Source organism: Chryseobacterium amylolyticum (genome assembly GCF_051011775.1).
Lineage (GTDB): Bacteria > Bacteroidota > Bacteroidia > Flavobacteriales > Weeksellaceae > Chryseobacterium.
On record NZ_JBPCHX010000004.1, the window covers coordinates 1 to 20,257 of the forward strand.

Consider the following 20,257-nt stretch of genomic DNA (forward strand, 5'->3'; position numbering starts at 1 on the left):
GAGTGAGCTATAAGAATAATGGTACTGCACTGGAGGTTATTGATGCCAATAACTATTATCCTTTTGGGTTAAAGCACCAGAACGGAACTATTGTACCGGTTCCTTTTGGAGGAGTTCCGTATAATTATAAGTACAATGGTAAAGAATTGCAGGAAACAGGGATGTATGATTATGGAGCAAGGTTTTATATGCCTGACTTAGGACGATGGGGTGTGGTGGATGAGCTTTCAGAGAAATTTAATCGTCATACTCCATATGCTTACGTTGTAAATGATCCTATTAATGGTATTGACCCAGATGGAAGAGACGTAATATTTCTTGCGGATTCTAAAGCTGTACCCGTAGCCGGACATGGAGCTGTTATTGTAGGAAATGAAAGAGATGGTTGGTATTATTATTCAATGAATGGAACAGGTGAAGGAAGTAAGCCATACGGCGATTCTAAAAATCCTGATATCGGCACATTTTTAGGAAAGGGATTGAGTCCTAAACAGGCAATGTTAAAGGCGAATAATATAAACCCTAATGAACAGCACCATTACGATAAATTTGTTACTGTTAAGACAACCAGAGAAGAAGATGAAAAGATAAAAGCAAAAGCAGCAGAAGCAGCTAGTGCAAAGAAATATAAAGTAATAGGGCAATCTTGTGCAAATGTAATGCTTAATTGTTTTAATCAAATTGTAGATTTAAGAACTAATAATGCTTGGTATGTTCCACATCAAGTGAATCCTGCTCCCAACGCAATTATAGACAATCTCCAGAAAGGGGTAAATTACTATAATCGTTTTTTTATTCCCACACATAAAGAAATAGAAGTTCGTAAAGTTGGAAAGCTTGAAGTAGGACCTGTAATTGATGAAAAAGGAGTTGAACATTATAAATGATGTAAAATGAAAAAAGGAATTATAATCTTTATAAGTATTATTCTATTTAGTGTACTCTTGTATTATTCTTTTGGTATTTTTTCTTCTTCAGTTGGGTGGTATGGATATCAGAAATGGAAGTATAGAGTTCATACTTCAAATATTGAAAAATCAAAACAAAGAAAAGTTTTTGTTAGAGAGCTGAAATATAAAATTATTGATTCCGCTAATTTGAAAGGATTTTATTTTAAACCATATATTGAGAAGGGTTTTAGATATGGCTATCATTCGATGGAAGAAACAAGAATTGATACTTATACTAAATATCCATATAATTTGAACTATGAAAGAAACAAAAATGATTCTATTTCATTGGATATTTTTCCACAGGATAAAAAAAAATTAGATAGCTCTGATGTAGTATGGGGATATTTGAAGCAATCCTATTTGCAGGATACTATTAGAATTAAAATAAATGGGGCAGGAAATGAAAAAGGAATAATCAAAATATGGTAATTACTTCCTCTGCGCAAAGCAATTTTGAGCAGATAAAAATAAGCCCACTTAGGAAATGTGAGAGTGAGCTTTGGGAAAAAAGCGCAGATGCTCTTGAAATTACAAATGTAATGATTATTAGCCATTTGGGGTGAACCATTTAAAAACTGGTAATGCCTATTTTGGACAAGGAACTTATAAGAATTACAAGTACAATGGTAAAGAATTGCAGGAAACAGGGATGTATGATTATGGAGCAAGGTTTTATATGCCTGACTTAGGACGATGGGGCGTAGTGGATCCGCTGGCGGAGAAGATGCCGAGTTGGAGTCCCTATATTTATACATTTAATAATCCAATAAAACATACCGATCCTGATGGCAGAGAACCACAAGATATAATTTTTAAGGGAACAGATAATAAAGAATTAAGAATCATAGCGGCAGGGCCAGATAAAGTTTATAATGTTCCTTTTGCTCTTAATAAAAATACAACACTTGATGTTGGTATAGGAAATATTGATCCAGGTAGATTTGCAGTGGGCTATACAGCGCAAGGAGATATAGGAGGAGCATTAGGAATTGGTGCAGGTGCAGATATACAAGCATCGGTAGTTCAGTTTACAGATAATAAATATAGCGGGTATAATTATGTTTATGCAGGAGCAGAAGAAACTTTTTCGGGAGGAGTGCAAGCTAATGTATCTGCAAGCGTTGGAGGAAGTGTTTTCGTTGCTTACAATACTTCTAAAGATAAACTTGCTCCTACAACTTATTCGGGAATTACAACATCCGCAGGAATCTCCGCAGATGTTAAATATGTTGTTGGAGGTGGAGTTAATGTCAATGCATTCTCTGGCTCTGGTAAAAATGCTGGTTGGAAAGGTGTTTCTATAGGAGCTAGTGTTGGTGTTGGTGCAGGTGCAAATGTAGGCTCTGGAAATGTAACACTTTCCAAAACGTGGTTGCTCAATGACGTGAAACCTACAGCGCAAAGAAGTTTAATAGACCGAGCAACTAATGCAGTAAGTCCTGTAGCTTCTGCGATTGCAACAGGTACAATAGATAAGATACAACAATATAATAAAAAGAAATAATGTTAAAGTATTTAAAATATTTATGGTATATTATTTTATTGGGATTTTTTGTAGCAGTTATCATCTATTACAATAAAAGTTCAGATATTGCAACGAATCAATCAGTACAATATCTTCGTAATAATGTAGAATTTGAAGGCTATGTGACAGGATTTGAACAATCAAATAATCATGCTTTCGGAGTTATTCATTTAAAATTAACCAAAAGCAATACAAAGGAATTTAACAAAGTCATAAAAGGAGGAATATATCCTTACAGAATTAAAGGAGATATAGCTGAATTATATTGCACAGTTTCTGTTGATAGAAAAAAAGGAGATATTGTTAAACTAATATCGGAAGAACAGATAGTATATTATAATCCTCAAAATAGTAAAGAAGAAGGTAGTATATTTATAATAACAGATCCTTATAATATAAATTTTGTGAAAGAACATACAGTCTTTAAATAAGAATCTCCCGCCAATGGCGGGAGATTTTGTTTTACAGAGCTGCAATATTTTTAAATTTAGCAGCTCTAATAAGTCCATCAATGGTATAGAAGATATTTTTTTTATCTTCTTCCGGAAGTTGTTCAATATGCTGCAAACGTTGCAGGTTTTTTTATCTAAAGTCATATTCTCAGACTTGCCCAATAGATAATCCAGAGTTACATCCAAAGCGTCCGCTAATTTAGTCGCCACATCCATCAATTGACGGTACATTTTCCCCACGTTCATACTTCCCGAATTTGAATGGAATCCGTTAAAAAATTTCCACTGTCTGAGCATGGAACTTGTTCAGAACCGAAGCAGAACCGGATGATCCATGCGAGTTTGGAAATTTTAGGAGTACAATCAAATTTTTAGCGGATGATTCCCGTCTTGAACTTTTGCATACTTTTGCTTCAAGGCAAAAGTATAAATGAAAATCATATTAAATATTACCTCACCTTCGCTCCCGCACGATTGCATCGTGTGGCAGATAATAAAGAAGAGACTATCTCCTCCGCTGCCACGATTGTTTCGCTCGTGTCCCCAAGTAAAACAAAAATCACTGTGCAAGCAGTGATATTATAAATGACTTCAAACAACTATACTTCTCCATCCAATATAATTATCTAAATTTACCGGGTAAGATTACCCAAAACTCCAAAGTAACAGATTATATTTACAGAGCAGACGGAGGAGCAAGGTTTTATATGCCTGACTTAGGACGATGGGGTGTGGTGGATCCGCTGGCAGAGAAAATGACAAGACATAGTCCTTATAACTATGCATTTAATAATCCTATAAGATTTATTGATCCTGATGGAAGAGCACCTTTAACAGATTATTTTGGTTTAAGTGGAAATTATTTAGGAACTGATGGTGTTAATAATGGAAAAATAAAAGTTGCATTAAATTCTACTGAAGAAAGTAGAATTACATCTTCAATTAAAGACGGAAAAGTAACTCTAAATTCTAAAGCCTATTCAGATGGTCTAATTGATCTTCCTTCAGATAATTTAATCTCCAGTATGAATGCAGCTTATTCTAATATGGAAGCTAGTGGAATGAATGAGCAAGCGATCGCAGTGGGAGATAAAAATGGTTTAGAAGGTTTAGCTACTGTTGCTAGTACTGGTAAAGGAAGTGTAAAAACGGGTTTGGCTGAAAATGAACTTACAGGTAAAGGATATAGTATAACACACAATATTCATACTCATGGTGCAGTATTGAAATTTGATACAAGTGGAAATGCTATTGTTGGTGGATTTAATCCATCTGGAACCGATAAATCTGGAGCGCTTTTCACTCAACCAAATGCAGTTTTGGGATATGATGTTGCAACTAATACAAGTAAAATTACAAGTGCAGAAGTTACAAGTGCTCAAAGTACTATTGGAAATTTTGTTCCATTAAACCCAGCTAACTATAATAAAATAATAACTTATTATAACAATTCAGGTTCTGTTCATACTATGAATTATGATACTTTCAAAAATAATGTTGAAAGAATAAAATTAGGAGCTGCAATGATTAATTTTTTAAGACCTAGACCTCAATAATATGAAAAATTTTATTTTATTACTATTCTTATTTTCTTCCGTTAAGGCACAAGAATTGAATTTATATTCTTTAATTAATGAAAGTTATTCTATCAATAAAGGAGATTATTCTACTATTAATAATAAAAAATTAATTTTTATCGAACCTAAGAATATATCTTTTTTTAAAACAGATATTAAAGAAAAATATTCTTTTGAAATAATATCTTTGAAAAATGAAGAGGATTTTAAAAATTTTCTAAAATGTCGAAATGATAATACATTTTTATTTGATATAATAATTGATAATATTTATGAAAGCTCTTTAGTTGTAACACTAAAAATAATGTCAACTGATTACAGAATGTATTCTGAAGGTTCTTTTCCTTTTTTTATTTTTGAAGATGAAAGAAAGGTGCTTCTCAAATACAATAGTAAAAGTAAAAAATGGATTTTCTCTAAAATAATTGAAATATCAGACGAACCTAATATATAAGATGGGAGTTGATGATGTCCAATGCTTACCCAGTTACCATACGATTGTATTATCTGGTAAATAATAAGTAACTTCTTATTTTATGAGGTTCCTTATCAATACAAGTACAACGGTAAGGAGTTACGGGAGACTAGAATGTATGATTATAGGGCAAGGTTCTACATGCCGGATTTAGGACGATGGGATGGGCGGATCCACAGGCAAAGAATATGACAAAATAGTTCCCCCCACTTGTGCGAGCGTCTCGCTCGTGTCTGTAATTAAGAAAACCCTCGCAAATTGTGAGGTTTTTGTTTGACTTTCTATTTTAAATGAAAAACCAAAACTAAAGAGACGAAAAGTTTTCAAAAGAGAAATATTATCCAATTACTAAAATTAAACACCCGTTCAATAATTATTTTCAAACATTACCTCTATCTATTAAAAACAAAATATTAATTAACAAATTTTATTGGCTCAAATGCAATGATAATCGGAAAATTATTAGTAACTTTAATGGTAACTTAAAACCAATTAACTATGTCAAATATATTAGCTGGACTATTTGAGCATCACAGCGACTACAAAAAACTGGAGGGTGATCTGGAAAATTCGGGATTTGAAAATGAAGATTACATTATATACCTTAATAGTGATTCTAATAATTCACAGTACCTGGCAAGTGTTACGGTAAAAGATAATACACAGATTGACCTTGCACGGAATGTATTTATTCAGAATGCGGCCCTGAAATCATACTTATTTGAAAATATGAGCGTCAGTGAAACAAATTATGATACGATCAAAAAATATATCGACGCAAGAAACAGAGCAGAAATTCATAACAGTCCTGACATTAAGATTAAAACATCAAGCGACGGGATGAATTCTGAAGTAAAATTCTAATCATATAAAAACCTGATAACCGGAGATCCGCAGTCTATGCTGCGGATCTTTTATGTTTGAAAAAAGTAAAAAATTTCGTATTTTCGTCTAATTATAGGCATGTGCACAAATGAGTTACGATTTAGAACAAGAGAATAAGGAAATCCTTGCAAGATATAAGGACCTGATTTCTAACACATACAGAACGTTGGATGAGGAAAATAACAAGCTCATCCGGAAGGCATTCGATATCGCTCTGGATGCCCACAAGGATCAAAGGAGAAAATCCGGGGAACCTTACATCTACCACCCTATTGCTGTTGCTAAAATTGTAGCGACGGAAATTGGTCTGGGTGCTACTTCTATTGCCTGTGCGCTTTTGCATGATGTGATTGAAGATTCCGATTATACCTACGAAGATCTGAAGAAAATCTTTGGAGAAAAGATTGCCAATATCGTGAATGGACTCACCAAGATTTCCATCATGAACCATCAGAATATCTCTGTGCAGTCTGAAAACTACAGAAAACTGTTACTGACCTTATCCGAAGACTTCAGGGTAATCCTGATTAAAATTGCAGACCGCCTCCACAATATGCGGACCCTGGAGAGTATGGCCCCCGATAAGCAGAAAAAAATCGCTTCTGAAACGGTTTATATCTACGCTCCAATGGCTCACCGTCTTGGATTGTATAACATCAAATCTGAGCTGGAAGATCTTTCTTTAAAATATAACAATCCTGAAGTTTATAACGAAATCACGGAAAAACTGGAATTAGCCAAAGAAAGCCGTGAAAGATATATTGAAGAGTTCAAGAAAGAAGTATCCGAAAGATTACATGAAGAAGGTTTAAACTTTAAAATCAAAGGCCGAGCAAAAGCCATCTCCTCTATTTACAGAAAAATGCTGAAGCAGGGAGTTTCCTTTGAAGAAGTTTTTGACAACTATGCTATCAGAATTATTTATAAATCGGATGCCAAAAATGAAAAATTCCTTGCCTGGAAGATCTACTCTATCGTTACGGATGTATACCACAGTAACCCTTCAAGAATGCGTGACTGGATTACCCAGCCCCGTTCTACAGGATACGAGAGCTTGCACTTAACGGTTTTAGGACCTGACAAAAAGTGGATTGAAGTACAGATCCGTTCAGAAAGGATGGACGAAATCGCTGAAAAAGGGGTTGCCGCCCACTACAAATACAAAGAAGGGTATAAGCAGAGCTCCGATGACAGAAACTTTGAAAAGTGGGTCACTGAAATCCGTGAAGTGCTGGAGCAACAGCAGAACCTTTCCACTTCGGAACTTTTGGACAATATTAAGCTTAACCTATATTCCAAAGAAGTATTTGTCTTTACGCCAAAAGGAGAGATTAAAATCCTTCCGACCAATGCTACGGCTCTGGACTTCGCCTTCTCTGTTCACTCCGATCTGGGAATGAAATGTTTAGGAGCTAAAATCAACGGTAAGCTTGTTCCTATTTCCTATATCCTTCAAAACGGAGATCAGGTAGACATCCTTTCCTCTCAGAATCAGAAACCAAAATCTGACTGGCTGGAATTTGTGGTGACCTCAAAAGCCAAGTCCAAAATCAAGAGTTATCTGAATTCTCAGAAAAATCAGCTTGTAGAAGAAGGAAAAGAAATCCTGCAGCGAAAGCTCCGTCATGCGAAAATCAATTTCAATGATGAAGAAATTAACAAGCTGCAAAAGTTCTTCAATTTAAAATCATCTCAGGAACTGTTCCTTAAATTCCAAAGCAATGAGCTGGATGTCAGCAGCCTGAGAAGATATATAGAAAGTAAAAACGTATTCAATAATTTACTTTCAAGATTCAGAAAATCACCCAATAAAAGCCAGCATTTCGAGGAACCGAAAGAGGAAAATCTTGATATGATTGTCTTTGGGAAGGATGAAGAGAAGCTTAACTACAGCTATGCCAAATGCTGTACCGTAATTCCGGGAGATAAAATTTTCGGATTTATCACCATTTCAGATGGAATCAAGGTACACAGTGACAACTGCCCGAATGCCATTAATCTGAGGGCCCAGTATGACTACCGTGTTATTCCTGCTAAATGGGTGAATGCGGAAAGCTTCAAAAACAGGGTGAAAATTGAGATTGAAGGACTGGACAGAATGGGGATGATCAATGATATCACAACGGTCATCAGCGGAAGTATGGGAATGGATATGAAAAGTATGTCCATTGAATCCAACAACGGTGTTTTCACAGGAAATATCAATCTGGAAGTCAAAAACAAAGGTCAGCTTGAAGAGACCTTTAGAAAACTTAAAAGTATTAATGGTGTTTCCAGAGTGAGACGACTACAATCATAGCATGAATTTATCTCTTTACTTTAAAAAATTTTTCAACAACAGCCAGTCATCAGGAATTATCCTTATTTTCTGTGTGCTTATTTCATTGATTATTGCCAACTCCTCTGCTGCGGAAAATTTTCAGCAATTTTTAGACAAAGAGGTGGGAACTCATCTTTTCGGGCTTGAATATCCTGTCAGCATCTGGATCAATGACGGGCTGATGGCTATATTCTTCCTTCTGGTAGGCCTTGAAATAAAACGGGAACTTATAGAAGGAGAACTTTCATCCTTTAAAAATGCCTCCCTGCCCATTTTTGCCGCTGTGGGCGGAATGCTTGTTCCTGCTGTGATTTACAGCATTTTTAATACCGGGACAGAATACAGCAATGGCTGGGGAATTCCTATGGCTACGGATATTGCTTTCTCTTTGGCTATTATTTCAATGCTGGGTAAAAAGATTCCGAATTCTATCAAAATATTTTTAGCGGCACTGGCTATTGTAGATGATCTGGGAGCTATTCTGGTGATTGCCATTTTCTATACTGAGCAGATTCACTGGAGTTATCTCCTGTTATCTTTTGGAGTAACGGCCTTACTTTTTATCTTGAATTTTTTAAAAGTAACCAGAATTATCTTTTATATCATTCCGGGACTGTTTTTATGGTACTTCCTCCATCACTCCGGAATTCATGCTACTATAGCAGGTGTTTTGCTTGCATTTTCAATTCCTACCAACGCTTCCAACGTAGAAATATCACCTTTGGAAAAACTGGAGCATCAGCTCCATATTCCGGTAAGTTTTCTGATTATGCCGGTATTTGCATTAACAAATACCAATATCACTTTTTCCAACGAAATGGTGACGGGAATTACAAGTACATTAGGGCTGGGGATTATCTGCGGACTGGTATTGGGAAAACTTCTTGGCATCAACTTATTCTCATTGATTGCCATTAAATTAAAGCTTAGTTCCCTGCCCCAGAACAGCAACTGGCTGCAGATGATTGGTGTGGGTCTGCTGGCTGGTATTGGATTTACAATGTCTATTTTTATTGCACTGCTCTCCTTCAAAGAAGAAATTCCGATTCAGGATGAGGCTAAATTTGCCATTCTGATTGCTTCCTTTATTGCTGCAATTGCCGGATTTACCATCCTGAGCATAAGTTCAAAAGAAAACCCTGAACTGGAGGAAAATTAATCTTTCTTCCGGTTCTCCAGCTTTCTTTTATGTTCCTCATCGCCATCAAAATCCGGTTCGGTAACCTGCGCATGGTATTCTGAGGCTTCTTTCCTGATTTCATCTGACAGCAGCTTTTCTATTCTGAGTTTCCTGATTGCCATATTCAGCTCATTCCCGAATAAAAGAAGATACACGTTTACATTCACCCATACCATCAGCAGGATCATGCTTCCTATGGACCCGTAAAGAACGTTATACCGTGCAATATCCTTTACATAAATAGCAAAAATATAAGTTGTCACCACAAACAGCACAGTAGTGAGGATTGCCCCCGGAACCGCCTGGCGGAATCTTGTTATTTTCACAGTTCCCAGCCAGTAAAATAGTGTCAGAAGTATAAAGTAAAAAAGCGGAAAGGAAACGAAACCAATAATTTTGGAAAGGTTATCTACAAGCCAGGTAATCTCATAAGCCGGCGTAAAAGGTTTCATAACAACTTCTGCATAGTAAACTCCAAAAAGGGCCAGAAATACAATGGTAATAAAGCCAATTGTAATAAAAAAGGAAAGGATGAATTCTTTTACATCGCTCAGCTTTTCATCCGAATTCTCATTGAAACCATTGATCAGAGAAAAAGTTCCGTTTGTCGCAAAAAGCAAAGCCAGCAAGATGGTCAGATTACTGATCCCTTTCATATTGGGAACAATATTGGCCTCAATATATCCTCGTATATCCCCTTCCATGTTGGAAGGAAAAACATTGTGCATCAATACTTCAAAAATATAAAACTGCAGCTTGGCATAATGCGGCATATAAGGCAAGACAGAAAGCAGGAAGAGAATAAACGGAAACAGACTTATCGTAAAGCTCCACGAAATAGCAGCGGCTTTTCTTCCTATTTTCCCTTTAAAAATTCCGGAGATATAAATCTGAAACATCTGCCAAAGCGATATTCCCAAAACAGGAATATGGATGCTGTCGAAAAACTCTTGAATCTTTAAAATAAATTTAGGAACCTTTACACTCATCGATCTGTTTGTCTTTTATACAAAGGTAGGGGAATTAAATTAAATGGGAAAAGATAGAAGGTAATAGGTGACAGGAATTAGGGGGTTTGAATTTGAGAGTGGGAGCGTTTGAGAGTTAAGATTTTTTAAAGTTTAGGGTCTAAAGCTGGGTAACCAACAACAAAAGAACCCGTAACAAAAAACGAATCCCGGAACTAAAAAAGCCAGCAACAAAACAACCAGCAACAAAAGAACCTCGCAACCAAAGCTTGAACTTTCCACCCCGAAACCCTATCTTTGCAGCCTGAAACTTCTTACAATGCGAATCAGCTTACTTTGTATCGGTAAAACAGATGATAAGGAAATTACATCTTTGATCAGTTATTACCTTAACCGCCTGCCCAAACACTGGAATTTTGAAATCATTGAAATCTCGGACGTAAAAAATGCCAGAAGCCTGTCTCCTGACCTTCTTAAAAAAGAGGAAGCCAAATTATTTTTAAATCATATTGATAAAAACGATCTGGTTGTCATTCTTGATGAGAAAGGGAAACAGTTTACCAGCCGGGAGTTTTCAGCAAAAATTGATACATGGATGAATTCTTCAGTAAAAAAAATACATATTCTGATTGGAGGTGCTTACGGCTTTTCTGAGGAAATCTACAGCAGAGCCAATGAAAAAATGTCTTTATCCAAAATGACTTTTACCCATCAGATGATCCGCCTGTTTATTGTGGAGCAGCTTTACCGTGCAGATCAGATTTTGCAGGGAAAACCTTATCATAATGATTAAAAGAAAAGAGGCTCTCAAGAATGTCATTGACTACGTCGAATCTTCGATTTCTGACGAAGGAAGAATCTCACCAATACAGTTTCTGAGATTCTTCACTACATTTCTGAACTGCGTTCGCAGACTTCCAGTCTGTGTTCAGAATGGCAAAAGCCAAATAATTTGACTTTTGAACCAATTTATCTCTATTTCAGGCTGAGCTGTCTCTTTGCTTCGCCTACTACAAAAGCAACGGAATTGGCGATATTAAAACTCCTGATAAGTTTTGACATAGGAATGGTCAGGTGATTATCAAAACGGTCCAGAACATCTTTACCCAGCCCTGCACTCTCCTTTCCGAAAACCAGCCAGTCCCCATCCTGGAAATCAGTTTCCAGATAGGACTTTTCAGCATGTGAGCTCATTAAAAAAACACGTGACCTATCAGGAACAGCTTCAATCCATTCTTCTACATCTGCATATTCCGAAACATCAAGGTGTACCCAATAATCCAGTCCGGAACGCTTCAGGTTTTTATCATTAATTACAAATCCAAACGGATGTACCAGGTGCAATCTGCTTTCCGTTCCTACACACAGTCTTCCGATATTCCCTGTATTATTAGGTATTTCGGGTTCTACAAGAACAATATTCAACATTTTTCTATCTCTTTATTCTTTTTTTAACAGTTACATCAGGTTGGTTTTTGTATGGATTAAATTAAATGATTGGGAAGGAGTAATTTTTTAATTATTTTTTTGCACATTTAGCATAAAAATCAGCCAGCACCGCTTTTTCATATCCCAAACCAACTGCTTTATCAAGATTTTCGCAGGCTTCTTTTGGCTTGGAGGTATCGAACAGAATCATAGCCTTGCTCACATAAGACTGTGTAAATTTCGGGTCTATAGAAATAGCTTTATTGGCATCAGTCAGCGCCTCCTTGTATTTTTTCATTTTAAGATAAACATCTGCCCGCCCGTTATAAAGCAATGATTCCGGTTTTTCTGCAAGAAGCTGATTATAATCTTTTAGAGCCCCATCCAGGTCGCCATTATTTTTTTTCAGATTGGCAAGCCCTGTTTTTGCAAAAATATTGTCCGGGGCAAAAGTCAGAATCTGGTTAAGATCTTTAATCGCAAGATCTTCTTTTCCCTGGCTGTCATAGATTTTGGAACGGGTAAGATATAAATCAGCTGTTTCAGGATTTACTTTGAGTCCTTTTTCTATATATTCCAATGCTTTCGCTTTGTTTCCTTTCTGGCTGTAAAGTGATGACAGATTGACGTATACAGAAACTGACAAAGGATTTGCTTTCAGGGCAGAATCATAAGATTTAAAAGCCTGAGTGGTTTTTCCAAGCCTTCTCTGTGCTGTTCCCAGATAATCGTAATATTCTGATTGAAATTTTTGGATCTGTTCTTTCTCTGCCAGTTTTAAATACTGCTCTTCAGCACACTTATAATCAGCTTTTTTAAAACATTCTTCAGCCAGTTTTTTATCCTGGGCATAAAAATTAAAAGGCAAACAGAGGGTAGCTGCTAATAATAAAGTTTTTTTCATGAAGTTATAGTTTGTTTATTGATCACTTTTTTGGCGAGTGCACCAAATATCACTCCCAATAAAGATCCAACAAACGCCCCCACCAAAATATCTATCGGGAAATGCACTCCTAAATATATACGGCTGTAGGAAACTACCACGGCCCATACAAATATAGCATATGGAAACCATTTAAGCTTATTTTTTAATAAAATACTTAAAAAGGAAGCCAAAAAGAATGTATTGGACGCATGGGCTGAATAAAAACCATACTGTCCGCCGCATTTCACGATTCTCATGTGATGTTCCAAAGTGGGGTCATGGCAGGGTCTGAGTCTTGCCACACCATATTTGAAGACACTGGCCAGCTGGTCAGAAACCGTTGCGCCAATTGCCAGAAATATAAGAATAAAAACTAACGATCGTAGTTTATGGTTTTTGTATAAAAAATAAAGGAATATAATGTAAAGAGGCACCCAGATCCAGGTACTTGAAATCAGCATCCAGAACTGGTCAAAAGATGAATTGCCCAAATTATTAAGGTAGAGAAATACCTTCTTATCTTCCTGAATGATTTCCTCCATGGTTATCTGCTTACAGGTCCTTCGTAAGTCTCATCATCTGCCGGCTTGGGTTTTGGAGGCTCATTAGAAGCAACAGAAGAGGGTTCCGTAAGAATATCCTTCTTGATATCATTCACAGGATTGAAATCTTTGGCAGCATCTTTTACCTTTTCGATTTCACGCTTGATTTCAGAAACAGGATTATCTGTTTCCTTCATGATTTCAGTTTTGATATCTTCTACTGCTCCACGCATTTTTCTAACGCCTGCACCTAAGTCACGCGCAATCTGAGGCAGTTTATCCGGACCGAATAATACAACGATTGCAATGGCAATGAGTGCCATTTCTCCAATGCTTAATTCCATGCGGTAAAATTACGAAAGATTATTCCATTTACAGACTGTAAACTAAAAATTTAAACAAATTTTAAGATTTTATATCAGGGTTCAAGGTTTAAGGTTGATGACTTTATTTTACGAGTTACAAGTTGCGTGATTCGGGGTTTGTTTTGTTGCAGGGTTAACTTATAACCTGAAATGCTAACCTTGAACCTTGAACTTTAAGCTCCCTACCCTCTAATTCCTGCACCTATAAATTAACAAATATTTAATTCAAAACAATGAGAATTAAACAATAATTCTGTATATTTATAACACACAAACCAATAAATATTAATTATGAAAAAACTAGTGACTACTTTTAAAGTTTTCGCCGTATTATCGGTATTGGCTCTCAACAGCTGCCAGAATGAAAACAACGAAATGAACCAACACGAAACAGTTCAGTCAAAAGTAACTGTTGCCGATCTGAAGAAGGAGATCACCCCTCTTTCGTCTCAGATTGTCCCCGAAGCAGTTCAGCACCAGCTGGATGAATCCGGAAAAAATCTTGAAGCCTACCTGAAAAATGATTTACAGATTACAGGAGTACATGTACTGGGTAAAATTACAACACAGCAAGGCATTGAGCTTTCCAAAAAACTGACTACAGATAAAGATCAGTTTATTGCATCAGGAAACATCACGGATCCTTCTTCTGTAAAAATCGGGAAAATCAGAGACCTGTATGATGGAGAAAACCTGACAACAGCACAACAAGGATTAAATGAAGCAATGACTGAAGAAGTAAAAGCCGGAATCAATGTTATGGAAATAACATGGAACAGCAAAAGCGGGAAATTTACCACATTATGCTTTTATGGTGATTCTGGTATTATCTGGGATAACATTTTCGGAGGTCTTATTATGATGGATACCCGCGGAAATTCAGCAGCATCTGACGAAGCTTCTAAAGTTGCTTCTAAGTGGTATAAACAGTGGTGGACTGCCAACTGGCTATGGGGGTCTAAAAGAGGTGAAGCCGGATATCAGATTACCATTTATTATTCCGGTTCTACAGTGTCCAATGCAGATGTAAGTGATTGGGGTTATATCAGCTTAGGAAAAGCGAAAAGTGAGAGTAAAATTACAAAAAGGACAGGTGCTTACGGGCAATGCCGTTATGCATTGGGACTTTGTACTCCTACAGGTTCTTTAAGCTTTAATTCCACTAATTTTTCTGTATCATTCTCCGGATTGGGCAGCAATATAGTAAGTAACGGGACAAAATCCCTTTATCCATAATCCTCATAAAAATCTGATTAACAAGACCGGGAAGCTTTTTACAAGCTTCCCGGTTTTTTATAGGTTATATTTTCTGATACTACCATATTCTGGCTTTTGATTTCAGGGCTTCTATTGCATTTTCTTTTAATCCGAAAGTATTAATCAGTATTTCATACAACTGGATATCATTTTCTATCGTTACAGACTCTTTTGCACCAACATCAGACCTGATATTCAGGACGTGATCCGTATAGGTATAGCGGGCATTCTCATCTACTTTTGAGAGGATCAGCTTATTCTTAAAATGAGAATCCGGATGTGTAGACAGGTACCAATTCGAAATCTCAAGATCAATAGGTTCTACATGCTCAGGAATGAAACGGTACACCGGAAGCCATTGCTCTTTCCAAAGCCAAAGAGTATATGTATTTTCTCTATGGGAAACTTTAAATATTCCGTTGGGTGTCTGCTGCTGGTCTTCTTCATTTAAAAGTATGGGCGAAGTAAGTGTAGCAGTTCCAAATCCGCAGTCTACAACATACTTTTTATCTTCAAAATCAACAATAAGCAGCAAATGAGTCTGTGCAGCAACGCTGTCTTCCTGCCTTCCCCATACTACTCTTCCCAGCTGAAGCTTTACTTTAAATCCTAAATATTTTAAAACTCCACTTAAAAGCAGGTTTTGTTCATAACAGTATCCTCCTCTTGATTCAACAACCAGTTTTTTAAAGATATCATCTGCATTCAAAGAAGGTACTTTTCCTGTATAAGGGTCTATATTTTCAAACGGGATGTGTTTGGGATGAAGCTGATGAATTTTCTTCAATGTTCCCATGCTCATTTCCGGAGTTCCGGAGAAATGAATCCGTTCGAGATACTTTTCAAAGTCTGATGCGTTCATAATTTTGTTTTTCCTGTTTCAAAACTGAGTAAAACTGCTTCAGTAAAGTTATCAAATAGATTGACCCAAAGCTATAAATATGTTCAGAATAGAACAGATCTATTATTTCTGAAAGTCTTTTTTAGAGGTTACATCAACCAAATCCTTTCTTTTTTTCTGAAAAGCAGAATAAGTAATCACAACGCTGAGAGCCATTAAAATAAATGCCAGGAAAAACGGTGCTCCTGAAAACTTGAATGGTGCTTCGTCATGGGTAAAAAAGTAAAACAAATTCGTCATCATCGGAGGTCCGATAATGGATGTAGCGCTCATTAAACTCGTTAATGCTCCCTGAAGTTCACCTTGCTCGTTGGAAGGAACACTTTTCGTGATTACAGACTGTAAAGCCGGTCCGCAGATTCCTCCCAGACAATACGGAATCAGAAATACAAACATCATCCAGCCTTCTGATGCAAAGGCAAACAACAGCATTCCCACTGCGTAGAAAGCCAAACCGTAATAGATACTTTTCTGTTCTCCAAGCCTTGGAGTTGTCCATCTGATAAGACCACCCTGTACAAGTCCTACCAATAAACCTACTACTCCTAACGAAATCCCCACCATTCTTTCTGTCCAGCTGAACTTATACATGGTAAAGAAACTCCAGTTGCTCTGTACTGCATGCCCTGCAATGTAAATTAAGATCAATGAAACGATCAGTCCGGAAATTTCAGGATGTTTCCCTAAAAATTTAAATGAACCTATAGGATTCGCACGTTTCCAGTCGAATTCTCTTCTTTTATCTTTATCCAGACTTTCAGGAAGAATAAAATATCCGTACAGGAAATTAAGCAGACACAAGCCTGCTGCGGCATAGAAAGGAACTCTGGCACCGTAATGCCCGAGAACCCCACCGAGAACAGGTCCTATGATAAAACCTAATCCAAAAGCAGCTCCTATCAGTCCGAAATTTTTAGCCCGGTCTTCATCCGTAGAGATATCTGCAATGTAAGCACTTGCGGTGGTTACGCTTGCACCGGTAATTCCGGCAATAATTCTTCCCATAAACAGCCACCAGATTGTGGGTGCCAATGCAAGGAAAATATAATCTACAGCAAATCCGAAAAGGGAAATCAGGATAATGGGTCTTCGCCCGTATTTATCACTCAGGTTACCAACTAACGGTGAAAATATAAATTGTGTAAATGCATAGGCAAACCCAAGCCAGCCGCCATATTTTGCGGCTTCACTGATATCTGCATGAATGAGTTCTTCAATTAATTTAGGAACAACAGGAATGATGATTCCCCATCCCGTAATATCAATCAGTAAAGTAATAAATATGAAGCCTATAGCTGCTTTTTTCTTTGAATTTTCCATGATGGTGCAAAATTAATGAAATCTGAAAAATAATGATTCTAAATTAAGAGCTGCTCACATAAATACTAAAAAATCAAATGCTTAAAATAATGACAAATAATGCATTACATATAAAAAAGCTTTGTTTTTTTCATATTTCTTTATGTTAAAAAGAAAAAGGCCGTCTCTTTCGAAACGGCCTTTACTAATTTATTGTAGTTTGTATTACTTTGAAACAAGTTCTTCTTTTGCAGAAGTGGATCTGCCGTGTACCTCTTCTTCTTTTCCTGTTTTAAGGAAGTCATAAGCAATTGCAGATGCAACAAAGATGGATGAATAAGTACCGAAACCGATACCGATTAACATCGCAAACATGAATCCTCTCAGGTTATCACCACCGAAAATGAAGATCGCAAGGATAACCAGAATCGTAGTGAATGAGGTGTTGAATGTTCTACCCAATGTACTTGAAATAGAGTCATCAAACAGACCTGCCAATGTTAACGATTTTTTCTCTCTCAGGTATTCTCTGATTCTGTCGAAGATAATTACCGTATCGTTAATGGAGTAACCCAATACTGTAAGGATTGCAGCAATGAAATCCTGGTTGATCTCCATGTTGAAAGGCATATACTTGTGAAGCAAGGAATATGCTCCTAAGATAATTACCGCATCGTGGAACAGAGCAGCAACGGCTCCAAGGGAGAACTGCCACTTTCTGAATCTTACAAGGATATAAATGAAGATCATTGCCAGAGCAGCTAATACCGCATAGATACCGTGAGTCTGGATATCATCAGCCACTGAAGGTCCCACTTTCTCAGAAGAAATAATTCCTGCATGGTCTTTATCAGCAGATTTGAACTCTTTCAATGTTGTTCCTGCCGGCAACTGTGATTTTAATCCTTCAAATAATTTTTGCTCGATAATCTGGTCAGCTTTTAAAGATTCATCCTCGATAAGGTAATCCGTAGAGATCTTTAATTGTTTGTTGTTTCCAAAAGTTTTAGCTTCTACAGAAGAGTTTTTACCATCTTCAGTTTTGAATAATGCTACTAATTTTTCTTCAACATCTTCAGCTTTTATATCTTTATCAAATCTTACCACATAGTTTCTACCCCCGGTAAAGTCGATACCGTATTTGAAACCGTGTGTTGCAATTGAAATGATACAGATAACTGTAAGAACAGCTGAAACGATGTAAGCATATTTTCTCTTTCCGATGAAATCGATCCAGGTGTTTCTGAACAGGTTCTTCGTAGCCGGAGTCCAAACAGAAAGCCCTTTTCCTTTATTTAATCTTGAGAAGATCATTACTCTTGAAAGCAGTACAGACGTAAATAATGTCATTAAAATACCGATCATCAATGTCAAGGCGAACCCTTTGATAGGTCCTGTTCCGAAGAAGAACAATACAACCGCCGTAAGGAAAGTCGTAGTGTGACCGTCAATAATCGCGTTCAATGCATGTTTGAAACCATCTTTGTAAGCTTCAAGAATACTTTTCCCGGCAAATAATTCTTCTTTTGTTCTTTCATAAATGATAACGTTCGTATCTACTGCAACTGCCATCGTAAGAACGATACCTGCGATACCTGGAAGCGTAAGCGTAAAGTCTCCCGAATCCATAATACCGAAAATATAGAATAAGTTGATCACCATTGCAATTACCGCATATACACCAGCTCCACCGTAGTAGAAAATGATATAAACAATGATAATAGCAAAAGCGATGATGAACGACATTAAACCAGAGTCAATAGCCTCCTGTCCTAAAGACGGACCTACAACTGTAGCCTGAACTACTTTTGCACCTGCAGGCAATTTACCGGCACCCAACACATCTACAAGTTCCTTAGCTTCTTCCTGAGAGAAGTTACCGGAGATCTGTGTTCTACCGTTAGGAATAGCGCCAACAACGTTCGGAGCGGTGTATACTCTGTTATCAAGAGTTACTGCAACCGGTTTTCCAACGTTTTTCTCTGTTAATGTTTTCCACTCTTTTGCTCCTTTGGAATCCATCTGCATGTCTACTACTATTCTGCTTAGCTCATCATAACCGATGCTTGCAGTTTCAACAGCACCGTCTACCGGAGCTTTTTGATTGATGTTACCTCTGATCGCATACAATACCAGGCTTTCAGTATCAGTAGCTTCAGGTTTGTAACCCCACATGAACTGTGTATATTTGATGTTAGCCGGACGTAAAGACTGGGCTACTTTGCTGTTTAAGATTTTGTTTACAACTGCAGTATCAGATAATTTTACATTGGCAACACCATTGGTTCTTAATTTGTCAAGCTGTAAAAGGCTCATGAAGTTCACATTCTTTGCAACTCCCATAGAATCTCCTTTTGCAGCAACCATAGTTGTTAAAGTCTGGAAATAAGGCGCAATTTCAGGAACCTGCTGTACTTCCCAGAACTGAAGTTTTGCAGAAGTCTGAAGCATTTTTTTCACTTTATCAATATCCTTCATACCAGGCATTTCCACAGAAATTCTAGCTGTTCCAGGTACTCTCTGAACGTTTGGCTGGATGGCTCCAAGCTTGTCAATTCTCGTTCTGATTACCTCAAAAGCTGTTCCTACAGATGCATCGATCTTTCTTTTAACAATGCTTTTTACCTGATCATCAGGAGTGTTATACTTCACCTCAGTAAGGGTTGTATTTCCGAAAATTTCCGGATCTGCCAGCTTAAGGTTTGTACCTTTAGCTTTGTTTACTACATCGAACTGCTCGAAGAAGTTGTCGATGTAAGGTTTTGTAGAATTCTTCTGTGCTTCATCAGTTTTGTTTAAAGCCTCGATAAGAACAGGATTTGTAGAATAATTCGTTAAATCATTCACCAGATCTCTTTGGTTGATCTCCAAAAGAACGTTGATCCCCCCTTTCAGGTCAAGACCAAGTTTCATTTCCTTGTCTTTGGCTTTAGTGTAATAAAGTTTTGTGAATCCTAAATTCAAAGTATCCTTAGAAAGTCTTGCGATTTCTTTCTGATACTTCTCCGGATTGTCTCCTGCAATAGCAGTCGCCTGCTTTTCAATTTTGCTGGCGTACCATGTTGGTAATAGCTCGTTTAAGCAAATCAACCCTAGTACAATAGCGACAATTGTAATAAGTCCTTTTCCTTGCATTTTGTTATAACTACGTTAAATTAAGTCGGCAAATATAATGATTTTCTTGTATTTTATGAATTTTTAACAA

At 37.0% G+C, this 20,257-nt stretch carries 19 protein-coding genes and 1 pseudogene; 12 read left to right on the top strand and 8 right to left on the bottom strand.

Annotated elements, in window-relative coordinates; translation table 11 throughout:
* From ACR1PO_RS11965 to nhaA, 10 genes and pseudogenes are all read left to right on the top strand, one after another.
* Positions 1-887: RHS repeat-associated core domain-containing protein (locus ACR1PO_RS11965; RefSeq protein ID WP_433986898.1), on the top strand; the 887-nt coding region annotated here is incomplete at its 5' end.
* A 6-nt stretch (positions 888-893) separates the two neighbouring features.
* Positions 894-1,382 (top strand): hypothetical protein, encoded by a 489-nt coding sequence (locus ACR1PO_RS11970; RefSeq protein WP_433986899.1) that lies wholly within the window; start codon positions 894-896, stop codon positions 1,380-1,382.
* Between the two features lie 130 nt (positions 1,383-1,512).
* Positions 1,513-2,457, top strand: coding sequence for an RHS repeat-associated core domain-containing protein (locus ACR1PO_RS11975; RefSeq protein ID WP_433986900.1), 945 nt, complete (start codon positions 1,513-1,515; stop codon positions 2,455-2,457).
* Positions 2,457-2,909: a hypothetical protein gene (locus ACR1PO_RS11980; protein ID WP_433986901.1), complete on the top strand. Its 453-nt coding sequence runs from the start codon at positions 2,457-2,459 to the stop codon at positions 2,907-2,909. The genes ACR1PO_RS11975 and ACR1PO_RS11980 overlap by 1 nt, the downstream gene beginning before the upstream one ends.
* 695 nt (positions 2,910-3,604) lie before the next feature.
* On the top strand, positions 3,605-4,486 hold the full coding sequence (locus ACR1PO_RS11985) for an RHS repeat-associated core domain-containing protein (RefSeq protein ID WP_433987171.1): 882 nt from the start codon (positions 3,605-3,607) through the stop codon (positions 4,484-4,486).
* 1 nt (position 4,487) lies between these two features.
* Entirely contained in the window at positions 4,488-4,961 is a 474-nt protein-coding gene (locus tag ACR1PO_RS11990; protein WP_433986902.1) for a hypothetical protein, read from the top strand.
* Positions 4,962-5,054: 93 nt separating this feature from the next.
* Positions 5,055-5,144: pseudogene (locus tag ACR1PO_RS22440) on the top strand (RHS repeat-associated core domain-containing protein); the annotation flags it as partial.
* Between the two features lie 336 nt (positions 5,145-5,480).
* Positions 5,481-5,846: a hypothetical protein gene (locus ACR1PO_RS11995; protein ID WP_332385486.1), complete on the top strand. Its 366-nt coding sequence runs from the start codon at positions 5,481-5,483 to the stop codon at positions 5,844-5,846.
* A 109-nt stretch (positions 5,847-5,955) separates the two neighbouring features.
* Positions 5,956-8,166 (top strand): RelA/SpoT family protein, encoded by a 2,211-nt coding sequence (locus ACR1PO_RS12000; RefSeq protein ID WP_374464740.1) that lies wholly within the window; start codon positions 5,956-5,958, stop codon positions 8,164-8,166.
* Between the two features lies 1 nt (position 8,167).
* The gene (gene nhaA / locus ACR1PO_RS12005; RefSeq protein ID WP_433986903.1) at positions 8,168-9,346 is read left to right on the top strand and encodes a Na+/H+ antiporter NhaA; all 1,179 of its coding nucleotides are present in this window, start codon (positions 8,168-8,170) and stop codon (positions 9,344-9,346) included.
* Here nhaA and ACR1PO_RS12010 read toward each other — a convergent pair.
* Positions 9,343-10,356: a YihY/virulence factor BrkB family protein gene (locus tag ACR1PO_RS12010; protein WP_433986904.1), complete on the bottom strand. Its 1,014-nt coding sequence runs from the start codon at positions 10,354-10,356 to the stop codon at positions 9,343-9,345. The two genes, nhaA and ACR1PO_RS12010, sit on opposite strands and share 4 nt — an antisense overlap.
* A 298-nt stretch (positions 10,357-10,654) precedes the next feature.
* Here ACR1PO_RS12010 and ACR1PO_RS12015 point away from each other — a divergent pair, with 298 nt between their 5' ends.
* On the top strand, positions 10,655-11,128 hold the full coding sequence (locus ACR1PO_RS12015) for a 23S rRNA (pseudouridine(1915)-N(3))-methyltransferase RlmH (RefSeq protein ID WP_433986905.1): 474 nt from the start codon (positions 10,655-10,657) through the stop codon (positions 11,126-11,128).
* A 182-nt stretch (positions 11,129-11,310) separates the two neighbouring features.
* Here ACR1PO_RS12015 and ACR1PO_RS12020 read toward each other — a convergent pair whose 3' ends face one another.
* The 4 genes from ACR1PO_RS12020 to ACR1PO_RS12035 form a co-directional block, all read right to left on the bottom strand.
* Positions 11,311-11,763 (bottom strand): tRNA (cytidine(34)-2'-O)-methyltransferase, encoded by a 453-nt coding sequence (locus tag ACR1PO_RS12020; protein ID WP_433986906.1) that lies wholly within the window; start codon positions 11,761-11,763, stop codon positions 11,311-11,313.
* Between the two features lie 91 nt (positions 11,764-11,854).
* Entirely contained in the window at positions 11,855-12,667 is an 813-nt protein-coding gene (locus ACR1PO_RS12025; protein WP_433986907.1) for a tetratricopeptide repeat protein, read from the bottom strand.
* Entirely contained in the window at positions 12,664-13,230 is a 567-nt protein-coding gene (locus tag ACR1PO_RS12030; protein ID WP_433986908.1) for a phosphatase PAP2 family protein, read from the bottom strand. The genes ACR1PO_RS12025 and ACR1PO_RS12030 overlap by 4 nt, the downstream gene beginning before the upstream one ends.
* 2 nt (positions 13,231-13,232) lie before the next feature.
* Positions 13,233-13,574 (bottom strand): Sec-independent protein translocase subunit TatA/TatB, encoded by a 342-nt coding sequence (locus ACR1PO_RS12035; RefSeq protein ID WP_002980342.1) that lies wholly within the window; start codon positions 13,572-13,574, stop codon positions 13,233-13,235.
* A 312-nt stretch (positions 13,575-13,886) separates the two neighbouring features.
* On the opposite strand from ACR1PO_RS12035, the gene ACR1PO_RS12040 reads away from it, so the two are divergent.
* Positions 13,887-14,831 (top strand): hypothetical protein, encoded by a 945-nt coding sequence (locus ACR1PO_RS12040; protein ID WP_433986909.1) that lies wholly within the window; start codon positions 13,887-13,889, stop codon positions 14,829-14,831.
* Between the two features lie 79 nt (positions 14,832-14,910).
* Here the strand turns inward: ACR1PO_RS12040 and ACR1PO_RS12045 are convergent, their stop codons facing one another.
* From ACR1PO_RS12045 to secD, 3 genes are all read right to left on the bottom strand, one after another.
* The gene (locus tag ACR1PO_RS12045) at positions 14,911-15,714 is read right to left on the bottom strand and encodes an arylamine N-acetyltransferase family protein (protein WP_433986910.1); all 804 of its coding nucleotides are present in this window, start codon (positions 15,712-15,714) and stop codon (positions 14,911-14,913) included.
* A 102-nt stretch (positions 15,715-15,816) separates the two neighbouring features.
* A complete protein-coding gene (locus ACR1PO_RS12050; RefSeq protein ID WP_278353688.1) occupies positions 15,817-17,073 on the bottom strand; it encodes a TCR/Tet family MFS transporter in 1,257 nt (418 codons plus the stop codon).
* Between the two features lie 204 nt (positions 17,074-17,277).
* A complete protein-coding gene (gene secD, locus ACR1PO_RS12055; RefSeq protein WP_433986911.1) occupies positions 17,278-20,187 on the bottom strand; it encodes a protein translocase subunit SecD in 2,910 nt (969 codons plus the stop codon).
* Positions 20,188-20,257: the final 70 nt, after the last annotated feature.

What these genes read in the sequence shown, in the direction of transcription:
- ACR1PO_RS11970 (WP_433986899.1), top strand. Translation starts at nt 894, where the DNA reads ATGAAAAAAGGAATTATAATCTTTATAAGTATTATTCTATTTAGTGTA.
- ACR1PO_RS11980 (WP_433986901.1), top strand. Translation starts at nt 2,457, where the DNA reads ATGTTAAAGTATTTAAAATATTTATGGTATATTATTTTATTGGGATTT.
- ACR1PO_RS11990 (WP_433986902.1), top strand. Translation starts at nt 4,488, where the DNA reads ATGAAAAATTTTATTTTATTACTATTCTTATTTTCTTCCGTTAAGGCA.
- ACR1PO_RS11995 (WP_332385486.1), top strand. Translation starts at nt 5,481, where the DNA reads ATGTCAAATATATTAGCTGGACTATTTGAGCATCACAGCGACTACAAA.
- ACR1PO_RS12000 (WP_374464740.1), top strand. Translation starts at nt 5,956, where the DNA reads ATGAGTTACGATTTAGAACAAGAGAATAAGGAAATCCTTGCAAGATAT.
- nhaA (WP_433986903.1), top strand. Translation starts at nt 8,168, where the DNA reads ATGAATTTATCTCTTTACTTTAAAAAATTTTTCAACAACAGCCAGTCA.
- ACR1PO_RS12010 (WP_433986904.1), bottom strand. Translation starts at nt 10,356, where the DNA reads ATGAGTGTAAAGGTTCCTAAATTTATTTTAAAGATTCAAGAGTTTTTC.
- ACR1PO_RS12015 (WP_433986905.1), top strand. Translation starts at nt 10,655, where the DNA reads ATGCGAATCAGCTTACTTTGTATCGGTAAAACAGATGATAAGGAAATT.
- ACR1PO_RS12020 (WP_433986906.1), bottom strand. Translation starts at nt 11,763, where the DNA reads ATGTTGAATATTGTTCTTGTAGAACCCGAAATACCTAATAATACAGGG.
- ACR1PO_RS12025 (WP_433986907.1), bottom strand. Translation starts at nt 12,667, where the DNA reads ATGAAAAAAACTTTATTATTAGCAGCTACCCTCTGTTTGCCTTTTAAT.
- ACR1PO_RS12030 (WP_433986908.1), bottom strand. Translation starts at nt 13,230, where the DNA reads ATGGAGGAAATCATTCAGGAAGATAAGAAGGTATTTCTCTACCTTAAT.
- ACR1PO_RS12035 (WP_002980342.1), bottom strand. Translation starts at nt 13,574, where the DNA reads ATGGAATTAAGCATTGGAGAAATGGCACTCATTGCCATTGCAATCGTT.
- ACR1PO_RS12040 (WP_433986909.1), top strand. Translation starts at nt 13,887, where the DNA reads ATGAAAAAACTAGTGACTACTTTTAAAGTTTTCGCCGTATTATCGGTA.
- ACR1PO_RS12045 (WP_433986910.1), bottom strand. Translation starts at nt 15,714, where the DNA reads ATGAACGCATCAGACTTTGAAAAGTATCTCGAACGGATTCATTTCTCC.
- ACR1PO_RS12050 (WP_278353688.1), bottom strand. Translation starts at nt 17,073, where the DNA reads ATGGAAAATTCAAAGAAAAAAGCAGCTATAGGCTTCATATTTATTACT.
- secD (WP_433986911.1), bottom strand. Translation starts at nt 20,187, where the DNA reads ATGCAAGGAAAAGGACTTATTACAATTGTCGCTATTGTACTAGGGTTG.